This window comes from Gordonia jinghuaiqii (assembly GCF_014041935.1).
Classification (GTDB): Bacteria; Actinomycetota; Actinomycetes; order Mycobacteriales; family Mycobacteriaceae; genus Gordonia; species Gordonia jinghuaiqii.
In genome coordinates this window covers 4,566,948-4,580,078 of the sequence record NZ_CP059491.1, presented here as the reverse complement: position 1 = coordinate 4,580,078, position 13,131 = coordinate 4,566,948, and the positions used below count along the sequence as shown (strand labels likewise).

At 67.4% G+C, this 13,131-nt stretch carries 11 protein-coding genes; 5 read left to right on the top strand and 6 right to left on the bottom strand.

Annotation, left to right across the window (positions count from 1 at the left end; all coding sequences use genetic code 11):
• Window positions 1–7: 7 nt before the first annotated feature.
• Window positions 8–997 (bottom strand): serine/threonine-protein kinase, encoded by a 990-nt coding sequence (locus H1R19_RS20420; RefSeq protein ID WP_219850004.1) that lies wholly within the window; start codon window positions 995–997, stop codon window positions 8–10.
• A 116-nt stretch (window positions 998–1,113) separates the two neighbouring features.
• Entirely contained in the window at window positions 1,114–1,539 is a 426-nt protein-coding gene (locus tag H1R19_RS20415) for a nitroreductase/quinone reductase family protein (protein WP_219850002.1), read from the bottom strand.
• Between the two features lie 85 nt (window positions 1,540–1,624).
• Here H1R19_RS20415 and H1R19_RS20410 point away from each other — a divergent pair, with 85 nt between their 5' ends.
• Window positions 1,625–2,989, top strand: a complete 1,365-nt coding sequence (locus H1R19_RS20410) for an FAD-binding oxidoreductase (protein WP_219850001.1) — start codon at window positions 1,625–1,627, stop codon at window positions 2,987–2,989.
• Here the strand turns inward: H1R19_RS20410 and H1R19_RS20405 are convergent.
• Entirely contained in the window at window positions 2,986–4,083 is a 1,098-nt protein-coding gene (locus H1R19_RS20405) for a GGDEF domain-containing protein (RefSeq protein ID WP_244970778.1), read from the bottom strand. The genes H1R19_RS20410 and H1R19_RS20405 overlap by 4 nt on opposite strands.
• A gap of 500 nt (window positions 4,084–4,583) precedes the next feature.
• On the opposite strand from H1R19_RS20405, the gene H1R19_RS20400 reads away from it, so the two are divergent.
• Window positions 4,584–5,441: a LysR family transcriptional regulator gene (locus tag H1R19_RS20400; protein WP_188331443.1), complete on the top strand. Its 858-nt coding sequence runs from the start codon at window positions 4,584–4,586 to the stop codon at window positions 5,439–5,441.
• A 59-nt stretch (window positions 5,442–5,500) separates the two neighbouring features.
• Here the strand turns inward: H1R19_RS20400 and H1R19_RS20395 are convergent, their stop codons facing one another.
• From H1R19_RS20395 to H1R19_RS20385, 3 genes are all read right to left on the bottom strand, one after another.
• On the bottom strand, window positions 5,501–7,183 hold the full coding sequence (locus tag H1R19_RS20395) for an acyl-CoA dehydrogenase family protein (protein WP_219849999.1): 1,683 nt from the start codon (window positions 7,181–7,183) through the stop codon (window positions 5,501–5,503).
• Between the two features lie 16 nt (window positions 7,184–7,199).
• Window positions 7,200–7,850: a TetR/AcrR family transcriptional regulator C-terminal domain-containing protein gene (locus tag H1R19_RS20390; protein ID WP_219849997.1), complete on the bottom strand. Its 651-nt coding sequence runs from the start codon at window positions 7,848–7,850 to the stop codon at window positions 7,200–7,202.
• A gap of 127 nt (window positions 7,851–7,977) precedes the next feature.
• A complete protein-coding gene (locus H1R19_RS20385) occupies window positions 7,978–8,577 on the bottom strand; it encodes a TetR-like C-terminal domain-containing protein (RefSeq protein WP_188331407.1) in 600 nt (199 codons plus the stop codon).
• Between the two features lie 51 nt (window positions 8,578–8,628).
• On the opposite strand from H1R19_RS20385, the gene H1R19_RS20380 reads away from it, so the two are divergent.
• From H1R19_RS20380 to H1R19_RS20370, 3 genes are read left to right on the top strand one after another with little or no spacing between them, the layout of a single operon-like run.
• Window positions 8,629–9,756 (top strand): Rv3169 family protein, encoded by a 1,128-nt coding sequence (locus H1R19_RS20380; RefSeq protein ID WP_219849995.1) that lies wholly within the window; start codon window positions 8,629–8,631, stop codon window positions 9,754–9,756.
• Window positions 9,753–10,754 carry a TIGR03617 family F420-dependent LLM class oxidoreductase gene (locus H1R19_RS20375; protein WP_219849993.1) on the top strand — a complete coding sequence of 334 codons (1,002 nt, stop codon included), beginning with the start codon at window positions 9,753–9,755 and terminating at the stop codon, window positions 10,752–10,754. The genes H1R19_RS20380 and H1R19_RS20375 overlap by 4 nt, the downstream gene beginning before the upstream one ends.
• On the top strand, window positions 10,751–13,129 hold the full coding sequence (locus H1R19_RS20370; RefSeq protein WP_219849991.1) for a PEP/pyruvate-binding domain-containing protein: 2,379 nt from the start codon (window positions 10,751–10,753) through the stop codon (window positions 13,127–13,129). Before H1R19_RS20375 ends, H1R19_RS20370 begins: the two co-directional genes overlap by 4 nt.
• The last annotated feature ends 2 nt before the right edge of the window (window positions 13,130–13,131 follow it).

Below are 13,131 nucleotides of genomic sequence, written 5' to 3'. Positions count from 1 at the left end.
GGTCGCATCAGTGCTGGGGTGATCGGCTCCACCAGTGCGGACGTGATGCGGACGCAGGGACCGGGACGTCGCGCATCAGCCTGGTCAGGATCTCTACGAGCGCCGAGCACGACGGATAGCGGTCGGTGGGTGACTTTGCCAGTGCCTTGGCGAAGATGGAGTCCGTCGCCGAGGGAAGCCAGGGCCGGCGCCGGGTGAGGCGCGGCGGGTCGTCGTTGATGTGTGCGTAGGTGGTGGCGAACGCCGTGCGACGCGGGTAGGGCGGTGCGCCGGTGATGAGCTCGACGAGGGTGCACGCGAACGCGTAGAAATCGGTTGCGGGGGAAAGCCTCTGGGCCTGGAGCAGTTCCGGCGACGCGTAACCGATCGAACCCTGGACGCGTCCGTTGCGGGCGAGTGGGCGCGTGTCGTCGAGGAACTGGGCGATGCCGAAATCTGAGAGATAGGCGTCGACCGGCGTGGTGGCGATGTCCGGCGGCCGGGACAGCAGGATGTTCGCCGGTTTCACGTCACGGTGAATGATGTCCTTGCTGTGAGCGTGGTCGAGGGCGTCGGCGATCTGTCCGGCGATCCGCAGGACGGCGTCCATGTCGGGTTCGTCGCCGGAGTCGGGGTCGGGGACGAGTGCGGTGGCGGCGGGTCCCGGGACGTACTGCATCGCCAGCCACATCGACGGCATGTGCCGCGGACCGCGGGAACCCGGTGGGACCGGGATCTCGCCGTGGGCGCGCATGCGGACGATGTGCGGATGGTCGAGAAGAGAGGCGATTCCGAATTCGCGTTCGAAGCGCTCCCGGATGCGTGCGTGATCGGCGGCGTTCGGGTGCAGGATCTTCAGCGCGACAGGCTCGTCGAGCCCGTCGCGCCGAACCGTACCGTTGTGTGCGGCCGCGCTCGCACCATCGTCTCGATGGGCGCGGAACACGTCCGCACTCGCGCCGCCACCGAGGAACTCGTCGATGATGAAGCCGGCAACGCCTTCGCCAACCTCGAACATCCTGCCAGGGTAGAGCGCGCGGGCCGCTCGTGATGCGTCGTCCCAGGTCAGACTGCCGGGCTCAGCGTGTCGTCGGAGTTCAGGGTCTCAGGGTTTCGGGGTTCAGGGTGCCTGGTTCACGAGGACAGCGTCACCCGGAAGATCGGGAACTTCCGGCCCTCGGCGGTCTCGGTGTACTTGACGAACTGTTTCGACGCCGAGGTGAACTTCGCCCACTTGGCATCCCAGTCGTCGTCGGAGATCTCGGTGACCTGTGCGTCGTGGTGCTCGACGCCGTCGGCGCCCGGTGTCTCCACGGACACCGAGTCCGGGTGCGCACGCAGGTTGTGAACCCAGGCCGGCGCCTTGGGCGAACCGGCGAACGAGCCGATGATGAGCCAGCCGCCGTCGTCGGGGAGCGCGAAAAGCGGGCTGACGCGGGGCTCGCCGGATTTGGCGCCCACGGTGTGCACCAGGAGGAGGTTCTTGCCGAAGCCCGCGGTGTCGACGTGTCCGTTGTTGGTCCGGAACTCCTCGATGACGGTCGTGTTGAAATCGCTCATGGCGACCATTGTGGCGCGCGGGTCCGGCGATGCGCGTGTATCAAAGCGCAACCGTCGTCGTGGCTGCGGCGAATACGCTGAACGAATGAGTGCCGATCCGAGTTCGCTCGCCGCCGACCTGCCCGACGGCATGGTCGTCATCGACCCCGACATCCTCGCAGGCTATCGCCAGGACCGGGCAGCCGATCCGACAGCGGGCACACCGCTCGCGCTGGTCCGTCCGACCACGACCGCCGAGGTACAGGCTGCAGTGCGGTGGTGTGCCGACAATCGGGTGCCGATCATCACCCGGGGCGCGGGAACGAGTCTCTCCGGCGGAGCGACGGCCGTCGACGGCGCGATCATGCTCAGCACCGAGAAGATGCGGGAGATCACGGTCGACCCGACGACGCGGACCGCGGTTGCCCAGCCAGGGCTGTTCAATGCCGAGGTGAAGGCCGCCGCCGCTGCGCAGAACCTGTGGTACCCGCCCGATCCGTCCTCGTTCGAGATCTGCACGATCGGCGGGAACGTCGCGACCAATGCCGGCGGGTTGTGCTGTGTGAAGTACGGCGTCACCACCGACTACGTGCTCGGCCTCGAAGTCGTGCTCGCCGACGGTCGCGCGGTCCGCCTCGGGGGCAAGCAGCTCAAGGATTCGGCCGGGTTGCCGCTCACCAAGCTGTTCGTCGGCAGCGAAGGGCTGCTCGGCATCATCACCGAGGTCACGTTGCGGCTGCTGCCGCCCCAGGGGCCGGCGAGCACCGTGGTCGGGGTGTTCGCGTCGGTCCATGAGGCGAGCCGGGCCGTGCTCGCGGTGACCGCGGAGATACGGCCGGCCATGCTCGAGTTCATGGATTCGGTGGCGATCAATGCCGTCGAGGATCTGCTACGCATGGGACTCGACCGTGACGCCGGGGCACTGTTGGTCGCACAGTCCGACGCACCCGGGGCCGCGGGGGCCGCCGAGGTCGAGTTCATCCGGCAGGCCTTCGAGGACAACGGCGCCGGCGAGGTCTTCGCCACCGACGACCCGACCGAGGGCGAGGCGTTCACGGCTGCGCGCCGCGCGGCCATCCCCGCGGTGGAGAAGCTCGGGTCGTTGCTGCTCGAGGATGTCGGTGTCCCGCTGCCCTCGCTGCCCGATCTCATCGACGGCGTCGCGAAGATCGCCGCGGACAACCAGGTGATGATCTCGGTGATCGCGCACGCGGGGGACGGCAACACCCACCCGTTGATCGTCTTCGACCCCACCGACGCCGACGAGGCCCGGCGCGCGCAGGTCGCCTTCGGTCAGGTGATGGATCTGGCGATCGAACTGGGCGGCACCATCACCGGTGAGCACGGCGTGGGACGGCTGAAGAAGGGGTGGTTGCCGGACCAGGTCGGGCCCGACGTCATGGAACTGACCGCGTTGATCAAACAGGCTCTCGACCCGGATGGTCTGCTGAATCCGGGCGTGCTGCTCTAGAGGCGTCCGTCGGTCGTGCCGGCGTCGTGTCGTGCGACGACGAAGGTGCCCCGGCCGGCCGCCTTGGCGTCGAACAGCGCGTCGTCGGCGATCGCGAGATCGTGGCGGATCGACGACATCGCCTCGGCGTCGGACACCTCGTGGCCGGGGAGGGTGCCGATGGAGATCCCCAGGCTGATGGTGGCGGTGCTGCCTGCGCTGGTCTCTATCAGCTGGGCGCGGATGTGTTCGGCGAGTGCGCACGCGTCGGTCTCGTCGTGACGTATCGCGATGGCGAACTCGTCGCCGCCGAGCCGGGCGACGACGGCCTGCTCGTCCACCGCGCTCTGCAGGATCTGCGCGACCCGCTGCAGGACCAGATCGCCGGTGCCGTGGCCGTGTTCGTCGTTGATGCTCTTGAACCGGTCGACATCGGCGGTGAGGAGCGCGAGCGGCCCGGCCGGGCTGTTGCGCACCATCAGGGTCGTCGCATGGATGAACCCTCGCCGATTCAGCAGGCCGGTGAGTGCGTCGGTGTTTGCCATGACCAGCTGGTGTTTCAGGGATTCCTGGAAATCGGAGGTGTAACTCCGGTGCAGCGCCGTGGTGCCGTTCGTGACGACGAGTAGGGCCAGGGTGGTGAACAGCGCGTCGAGGGCGGGGGTGCCGTCCGACCATGCGACCACCCCGAGGACGCAGACGACCATGCTCGAGAAGGCCATATGCGCGTAAGCGACCCGAGTGCGGACGAAATGCGCGACATAGGAGCCGATGACGGCGAACAACGCGGCGCAATAAAGGGCGAGGGCGACATCGGCAATGGTGAACAGGCACACGGTGAGGCCGATATCGGCGTATACGACGAAGGCGGTGTTGAACCCTTTGATGGCGGACTGCTTGGTCCACCAGATCACTCCGAGGTGAACTCTGCTGATGGCGAATGCGGCAGGGACGGTGGTGGCCACGGCCACACCGATGATGATCGAACGGGATGTGGAACCCAGGGCGCCACTGGGGGTCATCAGCGCGATCGACCCGAGGAGTCCGAAGATGACGACGAGTACCGCGATCGTGTAGCGAACGTGCCGTTCGCGCATGCGGACCTGTGAAAGCACGTGGCGAGCGTCGTCGTAGAGGTGGCGCGGGCCTGCGAAGTCGGCGTCGGCACCTGGTCTTCCGTACTCGATCTCTGGGTCCTCTTTCTCGCTTCGCCGGACAAAAACGGGGCGTCCGTCCATCGCTGAAGAACGCGGCCGGACATTGCGAAGTTTAGAGGAGGTTTAACGATCGTCTCATCCGAAAGTCCACAGGATGACCCGGAGGCGTCAAAGATGCGAGAATCGCCGAAATCGCCGTTGAATAGCCAGCGGTGGAACGGTCGTGCCGTCATGTGCGGATCGGCCGGCTCCTGCTGGGGTCCTCCCGTCCCCTCCGCGGGGGGACCCCAGCAGGCAGTCCGAATGCGATTGGCATCTGGAAACGCTGCCTCGCAGAAGTCAGCATATTGGCTCGATGGTCAACCTACAATCACATCAATTCGGATAACTGACAGGAGATGGTTGTGAACGGTCCTGGGGACCCTGGACTACGCGATATCGACCTTCGGCGACTCCGGATGTTCGTGGTGGTCATGGAGGCACCCAGTCTTCGTGTCGCCGCGGACGACCTGTTCATCAGCCAGCAAGCGCTGTCGTCGGCAATTCGTGAACTCGAGCGCCATCTCGGCGTCGAACTGTTCTCTCGGACAAGGCGTTCCCTCACTCCGACCCCCGCCGGTGAAGCGCTCTATCGTGGCGCGGTACCGCTGCTGGCAGGTGGCGAGCAGCTCGCAACCCAGGTCAGACGTGTCGACGCCGGGGCGCCGGCGCCCTTCGTGATCGGCCACGCGCCAGACCTCGCGTCGTCGGAGGTCTTCCGGATCATCGAGCCGGTGGTCCTGGCGGACCCGTCGATACCGATCACCGTCCGGCCGGTCTTCGCGGATGTGATCCGCGACGAACTGATCTCCGGGGCGATCGACATGGCACTGGGACGTGGTGTGGCCGCGGCCCCGGACATGGCCACGACGATCGCCACCCAGCACGAACTCCGCCTCGCGGTTCGCGCCGATCACCCTCTCGCCGCACACGGACGCGTCGACATGGCGGCTCTGGCCGACTACGAGATCGTCGTGTGGGGGCCCGAACACGAGTACGAGTACACCGACATCCTCGTCGGGCTGTGCCGCCGAGCGGGTTTCGAGCCGCGGATCATCCAGTCGACGCTGCTGGGCACACCACCGCACACCGCGGTCATCGCGCATCCGAAGGCATGTGCGTTCGTGACCAACGAACCGGGATGGATCTACGTCAATCGCATCCGCATCGTCGAGTTCACCGATCCGCCGTTCGCGCCGGTGCGCGCGATGTGGCTACCGAACACGGCGTCGGCGCTGCGGCGACAGATCCTTGCCGCAGCAGAGGGTTCGCCCTGACTCTCCGCCGAGCGGCGGACCGTTGGCCGACCCCGGCCCCGGACAAGCAGCCGACGTTTTCAGTGTCGGGCGAGGATCGCGGTGAGATCGGCGCCGGGCGGAAGCGCGCCGTACTCCAGGCTGCGATCCGGGCCGAGGCGGGCGGCGATGAACGCGTCGGCGACCGCGGACGGGCTGTGACGCACCAGCAATGAGGCCTGCAGGGCGAGGGCCATCGATTCGACGGTGGAGCGCGCCCGCCGCTGAGCGTCGGCGGGGTGCAGGCGGGCGAGTTCGCCGAGCTGGTCCCGGAGCCGGTCCAGGTGGGTGTCCAGGGTGCGGTTCGCGCCGCGGGCGAGGGCGATCACGGCGTCGAAGGCGGCGATCGACTCGGGTTCGCGGGTCATCGCGCGCAGGACGTCGAGCGCGATGACGTTGCCCGATCCCTCCCACACCGCCATCACCGGCTGCTCGCGATAACGCATGGCGAGCGGGAAGTCCTCGGTGTATCCGTTGCCGCCCAGGCATTCCAGGGATTCGTAGGCGTGGTGGGGCCCGCGCTTGCAGATCCAGTACTTGGCGACCGCGGTGGCGAGGCGGCGGAAGGCGCGTTCCTGGTCGTCGGCATCCTCGTCGTGTGCGCGGGCGAGGCGGATGGCGGTGGTGGTCGCGGCCTCGGATTCCAGTGCCAGGTCGGCCAATACCGCGGTCATGGCCGGCTGGTCGGCGAGGGTCGCGCCGAACGCGGCCCGATGCCGGGCGTGCCAGACGGCCTCCGCCACGGCCTGTCGCATTCCCGCAGCCGAGCCGAGAACACAGTCGAGGCGGGTCTGGGAGACCATCTCGATGATGGTCCGCACGCCGCGACCGGGTTCGCCGACCATGACGGCGACCGTGCCGTCGAGTTCGATCTCGCTGGAGGCGTTGGACTTGTTGCCCAGCTTGTCTTTCAGGCGCTGGATGCGGAACACGTTGCGGGTTCCGTCGGGCAGGACACGTGGGAGGAGGAAGCACGAAAGTCCCTCACCACCCGGGCCCTGCGCCTGCGCGAGGACGAGGAACGCATCGGACATCGGTGCCGAACAGAACCACTTGTGCCCGGTGAGCAGGTATTCCGCGCCCGGTCCGCCGGCGCCGGCCGCAACGGCGACGGTCGTGTTGGCGCGCACATCCGAGCCGCCCTGCTTCTCGGTCATCGACATGCCGAAGATCGCCGACTCCTTGGTGGCGCTCAGTTCGGGGGAGTAGGTGCGCGACAGTGCTTTCGGCACCCACTGCGCGGCGACGTCGGGCTGTAGTTCAAGAGACGGGATCACCGCATGGGTCATCGAGACCGGGCATGCGTGTCCCGGTTCGATCTGCCCGAACAGCATGAACGCGGCCGCGCGGACGACGTGCGAGCCGGGCTGCGGATCGGCCCAGCAGCGGGTGTGCGAGCCGTGCGCGATGGACGCGGAGATGATCCGGTGGTAGGCGGGGTGGTACTCGACCTCGTCGATCCGGTGACCCCACCGGTCGAAGGTCCGCAGCACAGGCGTCACGGTGTTGGCGAGATGGGCGTCGTGTTTGAACGATTCGCTGCCGACGAGCTCCCCGATCTCGCTCAGTTCGGGATCCCCCCACCCCGCATCGTGGCGCGCCACAGCCTCTCTGAGCACGACGTCGAGTTCGTATTCGTTGACGTCGACGCGGGGCGCCGACTGATTGAACACCTCATGGGTCAGGTGTGGTTGTGGCCGAACAGAACTCGCGGACTTGGTCATGGTGCCTCCAGTTCGGTCATGGTGCCTCCAGTGGCGTGTCGAGGTCATCCAACCGACTGTCCAGGACGCGGTCGGGGATCTGCAGAGTGGTGAAGATGACGGCGACGGAGTCTTCGAGTCGCCAGCCGAAGTCCGAACCGGTGGCGGCTTTCTGCACCGCCAGCCCGAAGATCGCCGACCAGAATGCCCGTGCCTCGACGTCGATGCCGGCACGCAACTTCCAGCCGGTGCGGACGAGCGTGGCCATCAGGGCGTGTTCGCCGCGAACGTGCAGGGTGCGCAGGGTCTCGGTGATGTGCTCGCGCAGATCGGCGCGTCGTGCCACCAACAGCATTGCGGTGGTGAACAATTCGACATCGCGCCCGCACGGCCCCAGGAGGGTCCCGACGAGGGTGTTGGTGTACTGGCGGACCGTCGAGGCGGAGGCGGCGGCCTCTTCGGCGCGGCGTCCGGCTCGCAACACGCCCGCGCAGGCGACTTCGACGAAGAGTTGTTCCTTGGAGCCGAAGTAGTAGGTCACCTGATTGGGGTAGGCGTCGGCCCGCTGGCAGATCTGTGCGACCGAGGCGGCTTCGCCGTGTTCGGCGAACGCTTCGGCGGCCGCGCGCAGCAACGCCCGGCGCGTGGCCTTGCCTGCCTGCCGGGTGGCGCGTCCGGTGGTCGGCATGTCGGTCCTGCTCGTCGAGGTCAGTGTTTGTATGGCAAACAATAAACGGCGTCGACGGCCATGACAAGGCCTCGGCCGCACGATCGAGGGTGCCCGGTCACCCGCGCGATGGCCGGCGGCCGACCCTTTACGGTGAAGGCCAGCGCTCGGTGATCATCTCGGTCAGTTCGTCGACCCACGCATCGTCGAGAGCGGCGTCCCGGTGGACGAGGATGCGGAAGATCGCGGTCCCCACCACGACCTCGGCGAGCATGGGTAGTTGGTCGTCGGCGCGGCGTTCCTGACCGAAGCGGGTTTCGAAGGCGGTCAGATCGCCGGCCAGTCGGCCGATCATCATGCTGTGCACGTCCGGAGCCGCGACGGTGTCGGCGATCAGGCCTGGTAGCGCCACGCGCACCTCGGGACTGTCGAACATGGCTCGGACGGTCTCGACGAGGGCCCGGATGCCCTCGCGTACATCGCCGGAGCTGCGTGGCGGGGGGATCGTCTCGGCGGGCAGCACCGCCTCGTGGACGAGCTGCGCCTTGCCCGACCATCGTCGGTAGATCGCGGCCGTGGTCGTGCCCGCGCGTGCGGCGATGGCCGACAGCGACAGCGCCGGGTAGCCCGTCTCGAGGATCAGTTCCCGGGTGGCCGTGATGATCGCGGCGTCGATCCTGCCGTCGCGCGGCCGCCCGGGTGCCGAGGGGTTCGACCTCTTGTTTTCCCTCTGGCCATCTGCTGTCATGAGATCCATCGTAATTGCAATACGGCGTGCATCGTATTAGAGGGAGAGTTTGTGAAGCTGAGTCCGCTCGACGAGTACCCGATCCATCAGACACCGGCGCCGGTCAGCTGGCCGGCCACCTCCGACCGGAACTTCTACGACCGCTCCTACTTCAACGTGCTGGACCGGGCCGGTCGGTTCATGGCGCTGACCGGTATCGGCTACTACCCGCGCCTCGGGGTCAAGGACGCGTACTTCGTCGTGCGTCGGGGCGACACCCAGACCGCGGTGCATCTGAGTGACGCCATCGACGACGAGCGGCTCCACCCGCACGTCAACGGCTATCGTCTCGACGTCGTCGAGCCGTTGCAGGAAATGCACCTGACGTTGGCCGAGACCGAGGGCATCTCCGCGGACCTGACCTGGCGAGGATTGTTCCCCGCAGCTCTCGAGAAGCCGCACGACATGCTCACCGATAGACGAGTAACGCTGCAGGCGTGCCGTTTTGCCCAGCTCGGAACGTGGCAGGGGTGGATCGACGTCGACGGGGAACGCCTCGACGTCACCCACGACGCCAGCGTGGCCAGCCGGGACCGGTCCTGGGGAATCCGGCCGGTCGGCGATCCGGAGCCGGCGGGCCGGCCGGACGAGGGGTTCAGGGGAATGTGGTGGCTCTACCTGCCGCTGGCCTTCGAGGACTTCCAGTTGTTCTTGATCCTGCAGGAGGACCCCGACGGTCATCGCAGCCTCTATGACTGCACGCGGCGCTGGCGGGACGGACGCGTCGAACAGCTCGACGGCGTGCGTGTCACCATCCACTACACGCCCGGGACCAGGATTCCCCACGGGGCGCACATCGAGTTCCTGAACCGTGCCGGTGATCTGATCACCCTCGACGTGGAATCGAAGTTGTTCGCGCCCATCGCATTCGGATCGGGTTACGGAGGTGACTCGTCCTGGGCGCACGGGACCTGGCGGAACGACGCGTTCACCGAACGCGTCACTTTCGATCTGACGGACCCGGAGGTGATGGCCCGGGCACCCTTCAGCCTCATCGATCACGTCGGAGCCGCGGTGTGCACCGAGCCCGACGGCCGGGTCCGGAAGGGCGCGGGATTGTTCGAGCACGGTGTCATCGGCCCCCACCATCCGTCGGGCTTCTCCGACTGGACCGACGTCGCCGGTCAGGATGCGTCATGAAGGTCATGACAGCTCTGTTCGGGCCGACCGACGTGGTCGAGCGAGCGACACTGCTGCGGGAAGCCGGCGCCTCCGGCGTGTTCACCTTCGAAGGTCCCTTCGACGTGTTCACACCGCTGGTGCTCGCATCGGCGGTCGACGGTCTCGACCTCATGTCCAACGTCGCAGTCGCATTCCCCCGCAACCCGATTCAGCTCGCCCATCAGGCGAATGACCTGCAACTGCTGAGCGAGGGTCGTTTCATCCTGGGGCTGGGCACGCAGGTGCGCGCCCAGATCGAGAAGCGCTATGGTGCCGAGTTCGACCGTCCTGTCGACCGGATGAAGGAGATGGTCGGTGCGCTGCGCGCGATCTTCGCGACCTGGAACGACGGTGAACGCCTGGACTTCCGCGGCGAGTTCTACCGCCACACCCTGATGACGCCGACCTTCGTACCGGGACCGAACCCGTACGGCCCGCCGCCGATCTATCTGGGCGCGCTGGGACCTCGTCTGACAAAGGCGACCGCAGAGGTGGCCGACGGCCTGCTCGTGATGCCCTTCGGGACGAAGAGGTACCTGCACGAGACCACCTTGCCCGCCGTCCGCGACGGGCTGGCGGCGTCCGGGCGCACCGAAGACGATTTCGAAGTGGTGCCCGAGATCATCGTGTCGGTCGCCGCAGGACGAGACGACGACCATGCATCGACTCGGATGTTGCTGGCATTCTACGGTTCCACCCCGGCCTACCGGCCGGTGCTCGACGCCCACGGTTGGGGTGATCTGCAGCCGGAGCTCAACGCGATGTCCAAGCAGGGCCGCTGGCAGGAGATGGCCGCACTGATCGACGACGAGATGCTGCACACCATCGCCGCATGCGGTTCTCCGGCCGAGGTGGCCGCACACATCCGCGACCGCGTCGACGGCGTGTCCGACCGCATCTGCCTCTACCAGCCCGGTCCCATCGCGGTGGAGGCGTTGGCCGAGATCGTCGATGTCCTGAACAGCGACGCGAGATGAAGTCGACGACAGTCGAATTCGACGACATTACCGACGACCGGTACGGCGGCAAGGCGGCCGGACTCGCACGGCTGCGCCGACTCGGACTCCCGGTGCCGGGAGGATTCGTCATCGCCGACGCGTCCGCCGCGGGAGTCCTCGACTGTGCCACAACACGATTCGACGAGATGGCAGCCGCCGGGGCGACGCCGGTGGCCGTCCGGTCCTCGGCCGCCGGGGAGGATGGCGCCGAACAGTCCTTCGCGGGCCAGTACGACACCGTGCTCGGCGTCGGCACCGCCGAGCACTTCATCTCCGCGGTCCGCGCCTGCGCCGACTCGGTGCACTCGCGACGAGCGGCGTCGTACAGCGGGAACGCCACCACCGTCATGAATGTGGTGGTCCAGCGGATGGTCGATGCGCGTGCGGCCGGTGTGGTGTTCACCGCGGACCCGACGACGGGCCGTCGAGACCTGATGGTCATCGACGCCGTCGCCGGACCGGGCGAGGCGCTCGTCGACGGGACGGCTGCTCCCGATCACATCGTCCTCGATGACGAGGGCACCGCCGTGGTGCACGAAACCGTTGCCGCGCCGGTCCTGTCGCCGGCGGAGGTCGCCGAGATCCGGGCAGGCGCGCGTCGTGCGGCGCAGGACTGGGACCGGCCCGTGGACCTCGAGTGGGCGATCGACGAGTCCGGGAAACTCTGGTGGTTGCAGGCACGCCCCATCACCACCCTGCCCGGCGATCTCAATGAGATGGACTCTCCGCTTGCCGGCGCCGACCATGTCTACACGCGCTGCAACATCGGCGAGATGATGCCAGGTGCGTTCTGTCCGCTGACCGCCTCGGTGTCGGGATACGCGATCGACTACGCGATGCAGATGGTGCAGGTGGTCGCGCGGGCGCAGGAGCGCTACGAGAAACCCTGGCTACAGGTCGGCTACTTCTACGGGCACATGTTCCTGAACCTGACCGAGGGCACGGGGTTGAGTTCCGGAATCATCGGGAACTCCCTGGAGCAGTTCTCCATGTCGATCTGCGGTCGGGTCATCGACGAGTTGACACCGAAGCCGCCGCAGCCGTTCCGGCGCAAACTCGGCAACACGGTGCGGCTGACCACGCATGCGCTGTCGGTGGGCCCGGCCATCGCACGATTGCCCGGCGAGATCGCCGCATTCCAGGTTCCGACGAGCAGTGATCCGCGGGTAGTGCTGGGGCAGTTGGAGTCCGGCGTCGAACAGTACTGCGAGGTCACGCTCACCCATGTGCGGTCCTCGTCGCGGGCGGCGGTAGCTGCCAACGTTCTCGAAAGCGTCCTCATCCGGCAGGCGCTCAAGGCCGGACGCACCGAGGACGACGGACGGGCGGAGGCGGCGCGGCTCATGGCCGGCGCCGCCGGCGTCGAGAGCGCGCTGATGCTGGCCGAACTCGACTCGGTGGTGCACCTCATCGCCGCCGACGCCGCGACAACCGAAAACTTCCTCTCTGCCGCGGCAGACGAAGCGGTCACCGCATTGCGGGCGACCTCATCCGACGCCGGAAAGGCGTTGCTGCAGTTCTTGAATGGTCACGGGCACCGCGGCTATCGCGAACTGTGCATGCGTGACCCGTCCTGGGCCGACGACCCCGCCGGCCTGGGGGCGATGATGCAGGTGATGGTGCGCTCGGTCCTCGACGGGGCCGGCACCGGGCCCGTGCGCGTATCCGCCGAGCCCTCACCATCGGCAACCGTCAGACTGCTCGCCCGACTGGCACAGGGCGGCGCGCGTGGTCGTGAGGAGACGAAATCGACGATGGCCCTGATGGCTCACGCGCTGAAGCGGGGCTACCGCCATCTGGGTGAGGTGCTGGCCGGTGCGCGACGGTTACCGGACGCCGATCTGGTTTTCTTCTTCGACCGTGCCGAACTGCACCGCGTCGTCGGTGCCGGCAACATCTCCGATCTCGTGGATCGTGCTCGGCAGCGTCGGGAAGCGTTGTCCTACCAGGATTCTCTCGAGTTCGACGACGTGTCGGTGGGGCGCCCTGCGCCCATGGTGATCACACCGCAGCGCGGCGCGACCGACGGCCGGATCGTCGGACGTCCGGCGGGGCGTGGAAGCGTCGAAGGTATTGTCCGCGTGGCCAAGTCGATCGTCGACGCGCGTGCGGTCCGGCCCGGCGAGATCCTGGTCGCCCCGGTGACCGACGTGGGCTGGACGCCGTACTTCACCGTCATCGGGGCACTGGTGACCGACATCGGTAGCTCGGTGTCGCACGGCGCTGTGGTGGCGCGCGAGTACGGCCTGCCCTGCGTCGTGAACACACTGGTGGGCACCCGGGTGCTCTCGACCGGAGACCGCGTACGGGTCGACGGGGATCGAGGGATCGTCATCCGGCTCGAGACCGCCTGAGG